This window comes from Shinella curvata (genome assembly GCF_022899935.1).
Taxonomy (GTDB): Bacteria; Pseudomonadota; Alphaproteobacteria; order Rhizobiales; family Rhizobiaceae; genus Shinella; species Shinella curvata.
Genome location: NZ_JALJCJ010000001.1, coordinates 1,180,360 through 1,195,977, shown reverse-complemented (window position 1 = coordinate 1,195,977; position 15,618 = coordinate 1,180,360). Strand labels below are relative to the sequence as shown.

The 15,618-nt window shown below is 62.4% G+C and carries 15 protein-coding genes; 9 read left to right on the top strand and 6 right to left on the bottom strand.

The window, feature by feature from the left end:
* Nucleotides 1-28 precede the first annotated feature (28 nt).
* The 4 genes from MUU55_RS05660 to MUU55_RS05645 all read right to left on the bottom strand — a co-directional run bounded on the left by MUU55_RS05660 (nucleotide 29) and on the right by MUU55_RS05645 (nucleotide 4,856).
* Nucleotides 29-1,567: a sugar ABC transporter ATP-binding protein gene (locus MUU55_RS05660; RefSeq protein ID WP_244759769.1), complete on the bottom strand. Its 1,539-nt coding sequence runs from the start codon at nucleotides 1,565-1,567 to the stop codon at nucleotides 29-31.
* A gap of 104 nt (nucleotides 1,568-1,671) precedes the next feature.
* Complete coding sequence (locus MUU55_RS05655) at nucleotides 1,672-2,601, bottom strand: sugar ABC transporter substrate-binding protein (protein WP_244759768.1); 930 nt, start codon at nucleotides 2,599-2,601, stop codon at nucleotides 1,672-1,674.
* Nucleotides 2,602-2,855: 254 nt separating this feature from the next.
* Nucleotides 2,856-3,662 carry a TIM barrel protein gene (locus MUU55_RS05650; protein WP_244759767.1) on the bottom strand — a complete coding sequence of 269 codons (807 nt, stop codon included), beginning with the start codon at nucleotides 3,660-3,662 and terminating at the stop codon, nucleotides 2,856-2,858.
* 162 nt (nucleotides 3,663-3,824) lie between these two features.
* Nucleotides 3,825-4,856, bottom strand: a complete 1,032-nt coding sequence (locus MUU55_RS05645) for a LacI family DNA-binding transcriptional regulator (protein WP_244759766.1) — start codon at nucleotides 4,854-4,856, stop codon at nucleotides 3,825-3,827.
* A gap of 161 nt (nucleotides 4,857-5,017) precedes the next feature.
* Here MUU55_RS05645 and MUU55_RS05640 point away from each other — a divergent pair, with 161 nt between their 5' ends.
* Genes MUU55_RS05640 through MUU55_RS05620 form a run of 5 tightly spaced genes read left to right on the top strand, consistent with a single transcriptional unit; the run spans nucleotide 5,018 to nucleotide 8,776 of the window.
* Nucleotides 5,018-6,103, top strand: coding sequence for a fatty acid desaturase family protein (locus tag MUU55_RS05640; protein ID WP_244759765.1), 1,086 nt, complete (start codon nucleotides 5,018-5,020; stop codon nucleotides 6,101-6,103).
* 28 nt (nucleotides 6,104-6,131) lie between these two features.
* The gene (locus tag MUU55_RS05635) at nucleotides 6,132-6,446 is read left to right on the top strand and encodes a MocE family 2Fe-2S type ferredoxin (RefSeq protein WP_244759764.1); all 315 of its coding nucleotides are present in this window, start codon (nucleotides 6,132-6,134) and stop codon (nucleotides 6,444-6,446) included.
* A 9-nt stretch (nucleotides 6,447-6,455) separates the two neighbouring features.
* Nucleotides 6,456-7,679, top strand: a complete 1,224-nt coding sequence (locus MUU55_RS05630) for an NAD(P)/FAD-dependent oxidoreductase (RefSeq protein ID WP_244759763.1) — start codon at nucleotides 6,456-6,458, stop codon at nucleotides 7,677-7,679.
* Nucleotides 7,680-7,699: 20 nt separating this feature from the next.
* Nucleotides 7,700-8,494, top strand: coding sequence for a 3-methyl-2-oxobutanoate hydroxymethyltransferase (locus MUU55_RS05625; RefSeq protein WP_244759762.1), 795 nt, complete (start codon nucleotides 7,700-7,702; stop codon nucleotides 8,492-8,494).
* A gap of 60 nt (nucleotides 8,495-8,554) precedes the next feature.
* Nucleotides 8,555-8,776, top strand: coding sequence for a hypothetical protein (locus tag MUU55_RS05620; RefSeq protein WP_244759761.1), 222 nt, complete (start codon nucleotides 8,555-8,557; stop codon nucleotides 8,774-8,776).
* Here MUU55_RS05620 and MUU55_RS05615 read toward each other — a convergent pair.
* Entirely contained in the window at nucleotides 8,773-9,273 is a 501-nt protein-coding gene (locus tag MUU55_RS05615; RefSeq protein ID WP_244759760.1) for a hypothetical protein, read from the bottom strand. The two genes, MUU55_RS05620 and MUU55_RS05615, sit on opposite strands and share 4 nt — an antisense overlap.
* Nucleotides 9,274-9,288: 15 nt before the next feature.
* A complete protein-coding gene (locus tag MUU55_RS05610; RefSeq protein ID WP_244759759.1) occupies nucleotides 9,289-10,296 on the bottom strand; it encodes a LysR family transcriptional regulator in 1,008 nt (335 codons plus the stop codon).
* 250 nt (nucleotides 10,297-10,546) lie between these two features.
* On the opposite strand from MUU55_RS05610, the gene chvE reads away from it, so the two are divergent.
* The 4 genes from chvE (at nucleotide 10,547) to araD1 (ending at nucleotide 15,608) form a co-directional block, all read left to right on the top strand.
* Nucleotides 10,547-11,620: a multiple monosaccharide ABC transporter substrate-binding protein gene (gene chvE / locus MUU55_RS05605; protein WP_244759758.1), complete on the top strand. Its 1,074-nt coding sequence runs from the start codon at nucleotides 10,547-10,549 to the stop codon at nucleotides 11,618-11,620.
* Between the two features lie 121 nt (nucleotides 11,621-11,741).
* Nucleotides 11,742-13,277 (top strand): multiple monosaccharide ABC transporter ATP-binding protein, encoded by a 1,536-nt coding sequence (gene mmsA / locus MUU55_RS05600; RefSeq protein WP_244759757.1) that lies wholly within the window; start codon nucleotides 11,742-11,744, stop codon nucleotides 13,275-13,277.
* Nucleotides 13,277-14,485, top strand: coding sequence for a multiple monosaccharide ABC transporter permease (gene mmsB, locus MUU55_RS05595; protein ID WP_244759756.1), 1,209 nt, complete (start codon nucleotides 13,277-13,279; stop codon nucleotides 14,483-14,485). The genes mmsA and mmsB overlap by 1 nt, the downstream gene beginning before the upstream one ends.
* Before the next feature lie 127 nt (nucleotides 14,486-14,612).
* Entirely contained in the window at nucleotides 14,613-15,608 is a 996-nt protein-coding gene (araD1, locus tag MUU55_RS05590) for an AraD1 family protein (RefSeq protein WP_244759755.1), read from the top strand.
* The last annotated feature ends 10 nt before the right edge of the window (nucleotides 15,609-15,618 follow it).

The window sequence follows — 15,618 nt, the reverse complement described above, 5'->3', positions numbered from 1 at the left end:
TCCTGTTGGACCCATCTCTGGGTTCATCTCACTGGGCAGCCAGTTCCATCACCTTGACCTGCGTTGCCTCCGCCCGGTCGAGAATGCCGGTGACGCGGCCCTCGTGCATGACCATGACGCGGTCGCTCATGCCCAGAACCTCCGGCATTTCCGACGAGATCATGATGACGGCGACGCCGTCGCGGGCGAGTTCGGTGACGAAGCGGTGGATTTCCGCCTTGGCGCCGACATCGATGCCGCGGGTCGGCTCATCCAGAATGAGGATGCGCGGATTGGTGAGCAGCCAGCGGCCGATCAGCACCTTCTGCTGGTTGCCGCCCGACAGGTTTTCGATGCGCTCCGACAGGTTGGGCGTTTTGACGCGCAGCTTCTTGCTCATCTCTTCGCAGACCCTGGTCAGCTCGCCCTCGGCCACGAAGCCGTTCTTGACGAACTTGTCCTGGAGAACGGCGATCTGCATGTTCTCGAGAATATCGAGGATCAGAAGACAGCCGGTGTCCTTGCGGTCTTCCGTGAGGAAGGCCATGCGGTGTTTGATCGCTGTGTTCGGGCTGTCGATGCTGACTTGTTTGCCGTTGATCGCAATTGTGCCCGAGGTCGCAGGCGTCACACCGAAGATCGTCTCGGCGACATTTGAGCGGCCCGAGCCGACGAGGCCGGCAAGGCCGAGGATTTCGCCAGCGCGAACGTCGAAGGAGACATCGTGGAACACGCCCTTGAGCGTCAGGTTCTTCACCGAGAGAACGACATCGCCGATCGGCACCTCTTCCTTCGGGAACATCTGGGTGATCTCGCGGCCGACCATCATGCGGATGATGTCGTCGCGCGTCACGTCGGTCGAGGCGTGGGTGCCGATATATTTGCCGTCGCGGAACACCGAGAACTCGTCAGCGATCTCGAACAGCTCGTTCATTTTGTGGGTGATGTAGACGATGCCGATGCCCTGCGAGCGCAGGTCGCGGATGATCGTGAAGAGGTGCTCCACCTCGCGCTCGGTCAGCGCGGAGGTCGGCTCGTCCATGATGAGCACGTCGCTCTCATAGGACACGGCCTTGGCGATCTCGACCATCTGGCGGTTGGCGACGGAGAGGTCGCGCACCTGCGTTTCCGGGTCTATGGTGATGTTGAGGCGCTTGAAGAGTTCGGCGGTCTTGCGACGCATCTCGCCGTGATCGACGAAGCCGAAGCGGGTCTTCGGTTCGCGGCGGATCCAGATGTTTTCCGCCACCGTCATGAAGGGCATCAGGTTCAGTTCCTGATGGATCATGGCGATGCCGTTTTCCAGCGCGTCGAGCGGCGATTGCAGCCGGATCTTCTGGCCCTTCAGGAGGATTTCGCCCTGATCCGGCGTATAGATGCCGGCAAGGATCTTCATGAGCGTGGATTTGCCGGCGCCGTTTTCGCCCATCAAGGCGTGCACGGTGCCGCGCTTCAGCTTGAACTGCACATCGTCGAGCGCGACCACGCCCGGAAATTCCTTGCGGACACCTTCCGCGGACAGGAGATATTCAGCATTCGGAATGGCGCCGCTTGCGCGAACCGCGGCCATGGTGGTCGGACTGACCATCGTCCCCTCCCTCCCGGAGCAATCTGAAACGGATCGGACGCGCGCACGCCTGCGTGCGCGCGTCCTGCATACCCTAGTCTAGCTGGTTTGGACCCTTGGGCCGATCAGTTCTTCGCCTGGAAGTCGGCGATGTTTGCCGGCGTCACGAGCTGGAAGGGGATGTAGACCTTGGTCTCGACCTTTTCGCCCTTGGCGAGCTTCAGCGCGGCATCGACCGAGCCCTTGCCTTGGCCGGCGGCATCCTGGAACACCGTCACGTCGAGGTCGCCGGCTGCCATGGCGGCAAGGGCGTCCTGCGTGGCATCGACACCGGCGACGACGACGCTGTCCATCGAGCGGCCGGCGGCCTTCAAGGCCTGGATGGCGCCGATCGCCATTTCGTCATTGTTGGAGATGACGGCGTCGAATTCCAGGCCGGCGGAGAGCCAGTTGGTCATGAGGTCGGCGCCTTGCGTACGCGACCAGTTGGCGGTCTGCTCCTCGACGATCGTCAGGCCCTTGCACTCGTCGGTCGCGATGACGTCCTTGATGTCCTGCGTGCGAACGCGGGCGGCCTGGTTGGACAGTTCGCCCATCATGACGACGACCTTGCCCTTGCCGTTCAGAAGGCGGCAGACTTCCTTGGTTTCCAGCGTGCCGGATTCCACTTCGTTGGAGGCGACGAAAGCCTGCTTTTCCGGCAGTTCGTTGATGTTTGCCGGTTCGCGGTTGACGTAGACGAGCGGAATGCCGGCGTCTGCGGCAGCCTTCGAAAGCGCGGCCGTCGCATCGGTATCGACCGGGTTGACGATGATGGCGCTGACGCCGGATGCGATGAAGTTCTGAATCTGGCTCTGCTGCTTGGCGACGTCGTTCTGGGCGTCTTCGATCTGCAGCTCGACGCCGTCGAGCGTCTTGGCATAATCGGTCATGCCGTTGCGCAGAACGGTCAGGAAGTTGTCGTCGAACAGCGCCATCGAAACGCCGATCGTTTCAGCGTGGGCGGCGGTGGACATCATCACGGCAAGTGCCGAGCTCAGGATCAATTTTTTCATGTTCGTTCTCCTCCTCAACGTGGCGTCCGGCCGCGCCACTCACTTAATCCGGATGGCTACCCTTGCGGGCGGCCCGGCCGTCGCTCCTCCCGGGAGGCGAAAGCCAAAACAGAATAAACAAACCGCGAATTCCGTATTGCGGAATGTTTATTCCATTTTCTGCTCATGGCGTCAAGCCCGTTCCATTTTGCAGGACGGGATTTCCGCCGAAGCTGGGGAAAAGGCGCGGCGGCAAGCCCCGCCACCCCGGATTTTCAGATGTTTTCGCGGATGAAGGCGATGCTTTCGGCAATGGCGGCCTTGGGGTCGGCGACACCGTGCACGGTGGGCGAGAAGGGCTCGAAGGAGAGCGGGCCGGTATAGCCGGCGGCAAGCAAGGCCTTGATCTGACTGGTATTTGCCAGGCGGTCCGCCGGGCCGACGAGCACGCGGTGGCCGTCGCGCATATCGGAAACCGATACTGCCGGGTCCTCGACGCCGGAAATGTGCACCAGGCCGGTGAAATCGGCGAAGAGTTCGGGCTCGCCGGCGAGATGATGGTGGAACGTGTCGTGCACCAGACGGAATGTCTGTTCCCCACCGACAGCCTTGATGGCCTCGACGGCTTCACGCTTGGAGCGCAGCGAGCAGATTTCGAAGCCGAGCGGTTCGACGAGGCCGATGATGCCGGCGGCATCGAGCAGCGGCTTGAGTTCCGTCAGGGACTGGCCAAGGTTAGCCTGCCGCTCGCCATCGGCCTGCCCGGTGCCGTCGTTCTTCGGCACGAGCACGAGTGCCTTGGCGCCGCAGGCAGCGGCATAGTCGATCAGTTCCCGGGCCTCGGCGGCGCGGGCGGGCGTCCACTCGTTGAAGCGCTGCAGGGCATTGATCGAGATGATCGTGATGCCGTGGCGCTCGGCAAGCGCCTTCACCTCGTCGGGCGTCGTGCCGTCGAGAATGGCGTTGCCGTCAAGGTCGTTGCGGATTTCGACGGCGCTGGTGCCGAGCGAGACGGCGAGCGCGAAGAAGGCGTCGAGCGCGAGGGCGGGCGCCGTCATGTGGTTGATGGCGAAAGTCGGCATGGAATGGGTGTCCTCCGGTCTCGGGGCCACCGACAGGGCGGCCTCGCATGCACATGTGAGGATCGGGATGCGCTTGACGGTCGTCAAAGGCCAAGGTGGCGATGCCGCCCTCATTGCTGAAAGATTAGCAATACGCCGTGATGGAATTCTTTCAAAAGAGCGTCAGATATTTTCCGGCGTGAAGAGATCGAAGGGCAGGAAGGTCTGGCCGGGCACGGCATTTTCACCCTTTTCGATCGCCGTCACCATCAGCGAGACGAGCTCGCGGCAGAGCGCGGGCAGGGGTGTGCTGATCGCCATGGTCACGACATCATCGGCAAGGCCGGCCTTCGATTCCGGCGTGAGTTCGTTGACGATGAGCTGGATCCGGCCGGCAAAACCTTCCTCACGCACCGCCGAGATCGCGCCCTCCATGCCGCCGCCCGCCACATAGAGACCGACAAGATCGGGATGCTGCGCGAGCAGGTTGGCGGTCGCTTCGTGGGTGATCTCGCTAGTGTCGAGATTGACCAGCGTGTCCAGCACCTCGAAGCCCTGGCCCTTCTCGCGGAAGAAGGAGCGGAAGCCGATCTCGCGCAGTTCATGGCCATGGAAGCGATGGCTGCCGACGAAGATCGCCACCTTGCCGGGACGCTTTGCGCCGCGCGCGATCATCCAGGCAGCGGTGCGGCCGACCTTCATATTGTTGAGGCCGATATAACCCTGGCGGATGTCCATGGCGAAATCGGAGAGCAGGCAGAACAGCGGAATGCCGCGGTTTTTCAGGTCTTCCGCCATGGTTGTCGTGGCGGGATAGTCGGGTGCCACGACGGCAAGGGCCTGATTGCGTGTCGAAAGCTGGCGCAGCATCTCTGTCATCGCGGATGGCGTCTGCGCATTGATGAACTCGATCTGCGGCACGATGCGGGCAACGGTGCACGCATTGCAGGCGATTTCGATTTCGCGGGCGAAGTTCTGGTAGAAGGCCTGGTTGGGACGCTGGAAGCTGAAGCCGAGCCGATATTGCGGCAGGTCCTCGAAGACGCGCTGCCGGATGAGGCCGAGCGCGTGATAGCCGATGGCATTGGCAGCTTCATAGACCCGGCGCGCCGTCTCCTCGCGCACCTTGTGGCGGCCGTTCAGCACCCGGTCGACCGTTGCGACGCTGACGCCAGCCGCCTGCGCAAGATCCGAAATCGTCGGTCGCGATGCCATGGCTCTCCTCCGTGAAATCTTTCCATCAGTACTGAATGATAGCTAATGATGTAATTTGACGCATTCTATCATGGCAGGATTGAGAGATGCAAGCAGCAGCGCTATCGTTTGCCCATCAGATACGGCGGGTCCTCGGACAGCGCCTTGCGGGAGGAACAGCGATGAAGCCGACGAAGCGGGACTATAGCCTTCTGGGGCGCGACGCCGAAGCGGCCGTTGCCAATGGTCTGGCTGCGGCCGAGTGGTACCACACCGATGTTGCGCGCAAGGAGATGAAGGCGCTGATGCAGCGCAGCGATGGACCCGCCATTCGCGACACCGCGATCTGGCTCGGTGCCATGGTCGTCTCCGGTGCGCTAGGCGCGTGGTTCTGGAGCAGCTGGGCCGCCGTACCATTCTTCCTGATCTATGGCGTGCTCTACGGCTCGGCCTCGGACAGCCGCTGGCACGAATGCGGCCACGGTACGGCCTTCAAGACGATGTGGATGAACGACGCCGTCTACCAGATCGCCTGTTTCATGATCATGCGCAATCCGGTGACCTGGCGCTGGAGCCATACGCGCCACCATACGGATACGGTCATCGTCGGCCGCGATCCCGAGATCGCCGTCATGCGCCCGCCGGATCTTCTGCGTCTCGTGCTGAACTTCTTCGGCATTCTCGATGCCTGGCATGCCGTCATCGACATGGTGCGCAATGCGGCCGGCGTCATGAGCGAAGCCGAAAAGACCTTCGTTCCCGAGATGGAGCAGGGCAAGGCGATTCGCATCGCCCGTATCTGGCTCGTCATCTATCTCGCGACGATCGCTGCGTGCTTCGCCTTCGGCTCGATCCTGCCGGCCATGTTCATCGGCCTGCCGCGGCTCTACGGCGCCTGGCACCATGTCATGACCGGCCTGTTGCAGCACGGCGGCCTTGCCGACAATGTCATCGATCATCGCCTGAACAGCCGCACCGTCTACATGAACCCGGTGAGCCGCTTCATCTACTGGAACATGAACTACCATGTGGAGCATCACATGTTCCCGATGGTGCCCTATCATGCCCTGCCGCGGCTGCACGCCATGATCAGGCATGACCTGCCGGCGCCGAACCCGTCCATGTGGCACGGCTACCGCGAAATGCTGCCGGCCTTCCTGCGCCAGCTGCGCAACGAAGATTACTTCCTCAAGCGTGACCTGCCCGAGACGGCGCGACCCTACAAGGAAGAGTTCCACGCCGAACCGGCCTTCGCCGCCGCCGAATAACATCTGATTTCCTGGAGGAGAGACACCCATGAGCGACACTTGGATCGAAGTCTGCGCAGCCGACGACATCGACGAGGAGGATGTCATCCGCTTCGACCATGCGGGTCGCACCTTCGCGATCTACCGCAGCCCCGAGGACACCTATCACGCGACGGACGGGCTCTGCACGCATGAGAAGATCCACCTCGCCGATGGCCTGGTGATGGATCACATCATCGAATGTCCTAAGCACAACGGCCGCTTCAACTACAAGACCGGCGAGGCCAAGGGCGCCCCCGTCTGCGTCGACCTCAGGACCTATCCGGTCAAGGTCGAGGGCGGCACGGTCTTTATCGGAATTTAGGAAACCATCATGGCGAATTTCGTGATCGTCGGCGCCGGCGAATGCGGCGCGCGCGCAGCCTTTGCCCTGCGCGAAAAGGGCTTTGACGGCACGCTGACCCTGATCGGCAGCGAACCCCATCTGCCCTACGAGCGCCCGCCGCTCTCCAAGGAGGCGCTCGTCGCCGGCGCTGGCCCGAAATTCGTCGCCGAGCCCGGCCGCTATGTCGAAGCTGGTATCGACCTGCTGCTCGGCCGCACGGTGTCCGAGATCGACCGCAACGCGAAGCGTGTAGTGCTGGGCGATGGCACGGTCGTTCCCTATGACAGGCTGCTGCTGGCCACCGGCGCACGTCCGCGCACCCTGCCGGGTGCGGCCCATGGCGGGCGCATCCTTGCGCTGCGCAGTCATGACGATGCGGCGCGTATCCGCGAACATCTCGTCGAGGGGAGCCATGTCGCCATTCTCGGCGGTGGCTTCATCGGGCTGGAGCTTGCCGCCAGCGCCCGCAAGCTGGGGGCGCGCGTCACGCTGGTGGAGGGCCTGCCGCGCGTGCTGACCCGTGGCGTGCCGGCCGAGATCGCCGAAATCGTCGCCAGCCGTCATGCCGCCGAGGGCGTGGACATTCTCTGTGGCGCCAAGGTGGCCGGTGTCGAGGAGCGGGCAGGCGAGGTGTTGATTTCGCTGGGCTATGGCAGCGTCGTCAGTGCCAATCTGCTCGTCGTCGGCATCGGTGCCGTGCCGAATACGGAACTCGCGGAAGCCGCGGGCTTGACGGTGGAAAACGGCATCGCCGTCGATGGCCTGTTGCGCACCTCCGATCCCGATATTTTTGCTGCGGGCGACTGCACGTCCTATCCGCTACCGCTTTATGGTGATCGCCGAATCCGGCTTGAATCCTGGCGCAATGCGCAGGAGCAGGGTCAGCTTGCTGCCGCCAACATGCTGGGCGGTGCGGATGTCCATGCCGCCGTGCCGTGGTTCTGGTCGGATCAGTACGACATGACATTGCAGATCGCTGGCCTTGCCGATGGTGCCGTCAGCACGGTCCGCCGCGACATGGGCGAGGGCGCCTTCATTCTCTTTCATCTCGATGCCGAGGGCCGGCTGATTGCGGCAAGCGGCATCGGGCCGGGCAATGCGGTCGCCCGCGACATCCGTCTCGCCGAAATGCTGATCGCCGCCCGCATCCATCCCGATCCGGCCGAACTCGCCGCACCGGAGACCAAGCTCAAGAAACTGCTCGCCGCGTAAACGGCGTCCCGGAGGACATCATGAAGACCAAAAGACCGACCGTTGCCGATATCCAGGCGATGAAGGGCAAGCGCCAGCTCACCATGCTGCGCGTCGTCACGCTGGAAGAGGCTGAAGCCGCCGAACAGGCGGGCATCGACCTCGTCTCCGTGCCGCCCGTTCTGCTCGGGCCGGCTTTTCGCGAGGCGGCCCCGACTGTCTTTGCCTTTCCGGGCCTCGAATACGGCGATTTCATCACCGCCGACGATTATCTGCGCGGCGCCTTCCAGGCGATGCGGGCAGGCGGCGATGCCGTCTATTGCGCGGCTGGCCTTTCCACCGTGCGGCGCCTGCGTGAGGAGGGCATTCCGGTCTGCGGCCATGTCGGCCTCATTCCCTCCAAAGCCACCTGGACCGGCGGTTTTCGCGCCGTCGGCAAGACGGCGGACAGTGCGCTGGAAATCTTCCGGCAGGTGAAGGCGCTGGAGGAGGCCGGGGCCTTTGCCGCCGAAATCGAGGTCGTGCCGGGCGAGATCGCGGCGGCGATCAGCGCCAGGACGTCGCTCTTCATGCTCTCCATGGGCGCTGGCACGGGCTGCGATGCGCAATATCTCTTTGCCGATGATGTGCTCGGCCAGAATCGCGGCCACTACCCGCGCCATGCCAAGGTTTACCGCAATTTCGCGGCGGAATATGATCGCCTCCAGCAGGAGCGCATCGCCGCCTTCCGCGAATATGCCGATGATGTGCGTTCTGGCGCCTATCCGGAGAAAGGCCACCTTGTCGGGATTGAGCCTCCGGAGCTTGCCGCTTTTCTTGATCGCCTTCCATCATGAAGCCGGTTTCCTCGCGCTGGAAAACCGCCTATGTAGGCCTGAAGGCGTGAGGAGACATTCATGAAATTCATCGACCCCGACCACCCGTTCTACCGTCCGCTCTGGCGGCGGCTGCTGCTGGTCGGGTCCTGCGCGGCGTGGACGGGTGTCGAGTTCTACAATGGCGAACAGACCTGGGCGACGATCTTCCTCGTCGTGACCGCCTACGCCTTTGCCAACCTCATCCTGTTCTTCAAGCCCTCCGACCCGGCCGCCAAGCCGCCGGAGGAAACGAAGAGCTAGCGCGAAAGCCCAAGGCTCTCTTCCACTTTTAGCCTCCGGATTGTCTCGTCGATCAGCATGTTGGCAACCTTCATGCGCAATGTCGCGTTGGCGCGCAGGTCCTCCGGCGCCCGATCGGGATGGTTTTCGCGGGCAAAGCTGCGACGGCGGGCGAGAAGGTCGTCCACACCTTCTTTGCCGTTGAGTGCAAGGTCCTCGGCAATCTCTTCCGGCGCGACGCGCAGGAGATGCGGCGGGGCAGCGGGCGGCTCGGGGGCCGGCTGCGGTTCGGGCTCCACGGGGCGCGGCTCCTCGTAGAGGTCGAGATAGGCGGCGGCTGCCTGCGAGCCGGAGACGAAGGTGCCACCCGTGCCGATACCGGCAAAACCAGATGTCAGGCCGCGAATCTCGCCAGGGCCGTCGTCGTCCGCAGCCTCATCGGCTGCATCTTCCTCGGCCTGGCGCGCCTCGGCCTTCAGCCTTTCCAGCACGGATTCGAAAACGGTCATGCCGAACATGGTGTCTTTCTCCGTTCAGTCCGGTGAAAGCATCCGGCTGCGTTGCAGGATGAGATCATAAAGCAATTTGGCGCTCGGGGGGAGCGCCCGGCCTTTCACGGAAATCAGGCTGTAGGGCTTGATGTCGATATCGAAATCCGTGTTGAGAATGCTGATCTCGCCGGCCTGCGCGCCGACATCGGCGATGAAGACAGCCATGTCGCGGGCGACGGGCGCAATGGCGTTCGAGCCGCAGACGATGGCGGTGGTCAGCAGGATCGACGAGGTGTTGACGACGGTGGAGGGCAGCGGCACGCCGTCGGCGATGAACAGTTCCTCGATGCGGCGGCGCAGAAGCGTGCCGGCGGGCTGGAACACCCAGTCGAAATGCGGCAGATCCGCAAGGCCCACGACCGGCTTTTCCGTCAGCGGATGGCCCTTGCGCACGATGAGACAGGCCTTTTCGATGCCGATCTCTGTGACGTTGAACAGCCGCGGATTGAGGTCGTCGGGCACGCGGGCGATGATGAAATCCTGCCGGGCGGCCAAGAGTTCGCGGGCGAGCACGTTGCTCGTCTCGACGCGCACATTCACCTCGATGCCCGGATAGGCGGCGCTGACCTGCTGGATCGCCGGCACGGCGAGACTGATCGCCGGTGCGGTGACGGAACCCAGATAGACCGAACCGCCGGTGCCGGATTTCAGCGCCGAAAGCTCGCGGTCGACCTCGCGCAGTTCGAGCAGGATGGTGCGCGCCCGCCGCGCGAAGGCCCGGCCGAAGGCCGTCAGCGCCACGCCGCGCGACACGCGTTCGCAGAGCTGCGCCTTGAGGATCGTCTCCATTTCCGTCAGCATGCGGGAGGCGGCCGGTTGCGTGATGTTCAGCACATCCGCCGCAGCACTGACCTGCTTGTGCTCCTCGATGGCGACGATCATGCGCAGATGGTTGAGTTTCAGGCCGCTGCGCAGCAGGCCGACGCCCTGCAGATTGTCGGCGCCCTCGTCGGGAAAAAGCGGCTCGTCGATATCATTGTGCAAACGCATCGCACCCTCGGTCGTAAAAATATTACATATCTGCCCCTCTATACCAATTTTGGTATCGAATTAGAAGCTCATTGCATTTGACAGTTATGGCAATTCGGTAGAGGTTTCGCCGATGTGCGCTGGGGTCCTTGGGAGTGGGGACCGGCGGGCTTTTGCTCACCAGTCCAGGCCGTCGCCTGAAAGCGACCCCGCCCGTGCACAGAACAATGCCTGGCTCAACGGCCAGTGCGCACAAGGGAGAGACCTTTCTATGAAAATGATCACCTCGCTTCTCGCGGCCGCTGCCATCAGCGTCGCGTCGTTCGTCGCCCCGGTTTTCGCCCAGGACAAGGGCATGGTCGGCATCTCCATGCCCACCAAGACCTCGACCCGCTGGATTTCCGACGGCGAGACGATGGAAAAGCTGTTCAAGGAAGCCGGTTACACGCCGGACCTGCAGTTTGCTGACGACGATATCCCGAACCAGCTGGCCCAGATCGAAAACATGGTCACCAAGGGTGCCAAAGTTCTCGTCATCGGCGCCATCGACGGCACGACGCTCTCCGACATCCTGCAGAAGGCTGCCGACGCCGGCGTGAAGGTCATCGCTTACGACCGCCTCATCCGCGATTCGGGCAATGTCAGCTACTACGCCACCTTCGACAACTTCCAGGTCGGCGTTCTCCAGGCCACCAGCCTCGTCGACGGCCTGAAGGCGAAGTTCCCGGACACCAAGCCGTGGAACGTCGAGCTCTTCGGCGGCTCGCCGGACGATAACAACGCCTTCTTCTTCTATGACGGCGCGATGTCGGTTCTTCAGCCGCTGATCGACAGCGGTGCGATCGTCGTCAAGTCCGGCCAGACCGGCATGGAAACCGTCGGCACGCTGCGTTGGGACGGTGCCGTTGCCCAGGCCCGCATGGAAAACCTGCTGTCCTCGACCTACACCGACGGCCGCGTCGATGGCGTTCTGTCGCCCTATGACGGTCTCTCCATCGGTATCCTGTCTGCTCTGAAGGGCGTCGGCTACGGCTCGGGCGACCAGCCGATGGCTGTCGTCACCGGCCAGGACGCCGAACTGCCGTCCGTCAAGTCGATCCTCGCTGACGAACAGTATTCGACTGTTTTCAAGGACACGCGCGAGCTCGCCAAGGTCACTGTCAGCATGGTCAACTCGATCCTCGAGGGCAAGGAACCGGAAGTTAACGACACGAAGACCTACGACAACGGCGTCAAGGTCATCCCGTCCTACCTCCTGAAGCCGGTTGCCGTCGACAAGTCCAATGCCGAGAAGATCCTCGTCACGGACTCGGCCTACTACACGGCTGACCAGCTGAAGAACTAATCGTTCTCAAATCTCTCCGGGGTTCGCGCCGAGAGCGCGAACCCTCTTTTCTCCGGATCGCAGAGCGAATAGGCTCAGTCTCCCTGTCGAAGGGCGATCACTGGCCGCTGGAAACTGGTATATGAGCAAGACCCTTCTCGAAATGCGTGGCATCACGAAGACGTTCCCGGGCGTAAAGGCGCTCGACAACGTCAACCTGAAGGTCCGCGAAGGCGAGATTCACGCCCTTGTCGGTGAAAACGGCGCCGGCAAATCCACCCTCATGAAAGTGTTGAGCGGCGTCTATCCGGCCGGCTCCTACGAGGGTGAAATCCATTTCGACGGCCAGGTCCGTCACTTTTCCACGATCTCCGACAGCGAGCATCTCGGCATCATCATCATCCATCAGGAGCTGGCGCTGGTGCCGCTTCTGTCGATTGCCGAGAACATCTTCCTCGGAAACGAGGTCGCCACCAAGGGCGTTATCGACTGGAAGCAGACCTTCCGCCGCACGCAGGAACTGCTCGACAAGGTGGGTCTCAAGGACTCACCGGGAACGCTGATCACCGATATCGGTGTGGGCAAGCAGCAGCTGGTGGAAATCGCCAAGGCGCTGTCCAAGAAGGTGCGCCTGCTCATCCTCGATGAGCCGACCGCCTCGCTCAACGAAAAGGACTCCGACGCGCTCCTGAAGCTGCTCATGGAGTTCCGCACGCAGGGCATGACCTCGATCATCATCTCGCACAAGCTGAACGAGATCAAAAAGGTCGCCGACCAGATCACCATCCTGCGCGACGGCGGCACGGTGGAAACGCTGGACTGTCATCACGAGGATATCTCTGAAGACCGCATCATCAAGGGCATGGTCGGCCGCGAGATGGAAGACCGCTATCCGGCGCGCGAGCCGAAGATCGGCGAGACGCTGCTGGAGGTGAAGAACTGGAACGTCTATCACCAGCATCACCGCGACCGCCAGTTCCTGCATGACGTGAGCTTCACGGTGCGCGCCGGCGAAGTCGTCGGCATTGCCGGCCTGATGGGTGCCGGCCGCACCGAAACGGCGATGAGCATTTTCGGCAAGAGCTGGGGCCACAAGATCACCGGCGACGTCTCCATGCGTGGCAAGCCTGTCGATGTCAGCACGATCCCCAAGGCGATCGATGCCGGCCTCGCCTATGTCACCGAGGACCGCAAACATCTCGGCCTCGTGCTGATCAACAACATCATGCACAACACGACGCTCTCCAATCTCGATGGCGTGTCGTCGAACATGGTCATCAACGACCGGCAGGAAGCCAAGGTGGCCTCCGACTATCGCTCGAAGCTGCGCATCCGCTCGCATTCGATCTATCAGGAAACGGTCAATCTTTCGGGCGGCAACCAGCAGAAGGTCGTGCTGTCCAAGTGGCTTTTCACCAATCCCGAGGTGCTGATCCTCGATGAACCGACGCGCGGCATCGATGTCGGCGCCAAGTTCGAAATCTATTCCATCATCAACCAGCTTGCCGCCGAGGGCAAGGGCATCCTGATGATCTCGTCAGAGATGCCGGAACTGCTCGGGACCTGCGATCGCATCTATGTCATGAACGAAGGACGCATCGTGGCCGAGCTTTCGAAGGCGGAAGCAAGCCAGGAATCCATCATGCGCGCCATCATGCGCTCCGGGGAGAAACACTAATGTCCACCGATACCGCGACCAAGACGACCCAGCCTTCGGTGGGGGAATATCTCAAGAAGAACATCCGCGAATACGGCCTGCTGGTCGCACTCGTGGTGATCATGATCTTCTTCCAGGTCATTACGAACGGCGTGCTGTTCCGTCCCGTCAATATCACCAATCTCGTGCTGCAGAACTCCTTCATCGTCATCATGGCGCTGGGAATGCTGCTGATCATCGTGGCGGGACATATCGACCTGTCCGTCGGCTCCATCGTCGCCTTCATCGGGGCGATGTCGGCGATCATGCTGGTGAAATGGGGGCTGCCGGCCATCGTCGTCGTGCCGCTCGCCATCCTGATGGGCGCCATCATGGGCGCGGCGCAGGGCTACTGGGTCGCCTACCAGAAGATCCCGTCCTTCATCGTGACGCTCGCGGGCATGCTGGTTTTCCGCGGCATGACCTATGTCGTGCTGTCGGGTCGCCCGGTCGGTCCGTTCCCGAAGGAATTCCAGGTTCTGTCGACGGGCTTCGTGCCGGACTTCCTGTCGATCACGGATCCCTCGACCAGCCTGATCAAGAACTATGTCGCGCTCGTCGCCGTGCTGCTGCTTGTCGGTTATGCCTTCTATGCCGGCCTGCGTGAGCGGCGTCTCAACGCCGCCAACGAAACGGAGAACGAGCCCTTCGGCTTCTTCGCCGTGCAGATGGCGATCATCGGCGTGGTTGCGATCTTCATCGGCTTCCAGCTTTCGACCTATCGCGGCCTGCCGAACGTTCTCGTCATCATGGGCCTGCTGATCGCGCTCTACGCTTTCGTGACGACCCGCACGACGATCGGCCGGCGTATCTACGCCATGGGCGGCAACGAGAAGGCCGCGAAGCTTTCGGGCATCAACACCGAGCGGCTGACCTTCTACACCTTTGTCAATATGGGTGCGCTTGCGGCGCTCGCTGGCATGATCATCGCTGCCCGCCTCAACTCGGCGACGCCGAAGGCCGGCGTGGGCTTCGAACTCGACGTGATCGCGGCCTGCTTCATCGGCGGCGCCTCTGCATCCGGCGGCGTGGGCAAGATCACCGGCGCGGTCATCGGCGCCTTCATCATGGGCGTGATGAACAACGGCATGTCGATCATGGGCATCGGCATCGACTACCAGCAGCTCATCAAGGGTCTGGTGCTGCTCGCTGCCGTGTTCTTCGACGTCTACAACAAGAACAAGGGCTGACCGGGAAACCGGTCACCCACCCGATTGCAGAAGAGTTTGACCGGTCGCCGGTGCGGCCAGTGTGGTGACGCCTGTCCGCCGCAGCAGCGGAGCTTTGACCGGCGCCGACCTCAGGAAGGAAACGGAAATGCTGATTTCGCAGGTAGCAAAGGCTGATGGCTCGATCGCCGTCGTCGTGCGGGAAGAGGGCGGCAAGGGCCGCGTCGTCAACGGTGCGACAAGCGTCTACGCGCTGGCGCTGGAAGCCGCCAACAGCGGCCGATCGCTGAAGGCCGCTATCGAGGCCAAGGGTCTCGGCGACGAAGTTGATCTGGAGGCCGCCTATGTCGATGGCCGCCTGCTCTCGCCGATCACCCATCCGGACGCTGCGCATCTGCATCTGACGGGCACGGGCCTCACCCATCTCGGCTCTGCCGCGACGCGCGATTCCATGCACAAGAAGACCTCGGAAGCCGCGGAAGAGACGCTGACGGATTCCATGAAAATGTTCCGCATGGGCCTGGAGAACGGCAAGCCGAAGGCCGGCGAGAAGGGCGTTCAGCCGGAATGGTTCTACAAGGGCAACGGCACCCAGGCCGTCGCCCCCGGCTCGGCGCTGACGTCTCCTTCCTTCGCGCTGGATGGCGGTGAGGAGCCGGAAATGGCTGGCATCTATGTCATCGCCGCCGATGGTTCGCCGTTCCGCATCGGCTTTGCCGTGTCGAACGAGTTCTCCGACCATGTGACCGAGCGCATCAACTATCTCTACCTTGCCCATTCCAAGCTGCGCCAGGCGAGCTTTGGCCCGGAAATCCGCGTGGGTGCGGCGCCGGACGATATCCGCGGCTTCTCGCGCATCGTGCGCGGCGGCAAGGTTCTCTGGGAAAAGCCCTTCGTCTCCGGCGAGGCGAACATGTCGCATACCTTCGCCAATCTCGAATACCACCATTTCAAATACGGCCTGTTCCGCACACCGGGCGATATCCATGTCCACATGTTCGGCACGGCGACGCTGTCCTTCGGTGACGGCATCCGCACGGAAGAGGGCGATGTGTTCGAGATCGGCGCGGATGGTTTCGGTCTGCCGCTGCGCAATCCCTTGGCGATTGCCAGGGAAGAAGAGATCGAAATCCGCCAGTTGTAAGTGACGGACA

What these genes read in the sequence shown, in the direction of transcription:
- mmsB (WP_244759756.1), top strand. Translation starts at nt 13,277, where the DNA reads ATGTCCACCGATACCGCGACCAAGACGACCCAGCCTTCGGTGGGGGAA.
- MUU55_RS05645 (WP_244759766.1), bottom strand. Translation starts at nt 4,856, where the DNA reads ATGGCATCGCGACCGACGATTTCGGATCTTGCGCAGGCGGCTGGCGTC.
- MUU55_RS05660 (WP_244759769.1), bottom strand. Translation starts at nt 1,567, where the DNA reads ATGGTCAGTCCGACCACCATGGCCGCGGTTCGCGCAAGCGGCGCCATT.
- MUU55_RS05625 (WP_244759762.1), top strand. Translation starts at nt 7,700, where the DNA reads ATGAAGACCAAAAGACCGACCGTTGCCGATATCCAGGCGATGAAGGGC.
- araD1 (WP_244759755.1), top strand. Translation starts at nt 14,613, where the DNA reads ATGCTGATTTCGCAGGTAGCAAAGGCTGATGGCTCGATCGCCGTCGTC.
- MUU55_RS05630 (WP_244759763.1), top strand. Translation starts at nt 6,456, where the DNA reads ATGGCGAATTTCGTGATCGTCGGCGCCGGCGAATGCGGCGCGCGCGCA.
- MUU55_RS05635 (WP_244759764.1), top strand. Translation starts at nt 6,132, where the DNA reads ATGAGCGACACTTGGATCGAAGTCTGCGCAGCCGACGACATCGACGAG.
- MUU55_RS05640 (WP_244759765.1), top strand. Translation starts at nt 5,018, where the DNA reads ATGAAGCCGACGAAGCGGGACTATAGCCTTCTGGGGCGCGACGCCGAA.
- mmsA (WP_244759757.1), top strand. Translation starts at nt 11,742, where the DNA reads ATGAGCAAGACCCTTCTCGAAATGCGTGGCATCACGAAGACGTTCCCG.
- MUU55_RS05620 (WP_244759761.1), top strand. Translation starts at nt 8,555, where the DNA reads ATGAAATTCATCGACCCCGACCACCCGTTCTACCGTCCGCTCTGGCGG.
- MUU55_RS05650 (WP_244759767.1), bottom strand. Translation starts at nt 3,662, where the DNA reads ATGCCGACTTTCGCCATCAACCACATGACGGCGCCCGCCCTCGCGCTC.
- MUU55_RS05610 (WP_244759759.1), bottom strand. Translation starts at nt 10,296, where the DNA reads ATGCGTTTGCACAATGATATCGACGAGCCGCTTTTTCCCGACGAGGGC.
- chvE (WP_244759758.1), top strand. Translation starts at nt 10,547, where the DNA reads ATGAAAATGATCACCTCGCTTCTCGCGGCCGCTGCCATCAGCGTCGCG.
- MUU55_RS05655 (WP_244759768.1), bottom strand. Translation starts at nt 2,601, where the DNA reads ATGAAAAAATTGATCCTGAGCTCGGCACTTGCCGTGATGATGTCCACC.
- MUU55_RS05615 (WP_244759760.1), bottom strand. Translation starts at nt 9,273, where the DNA reads ATGTTCGGCATGACCGTTTTCGAATCCGTGCTGGAAAGGCTGAAGGCC.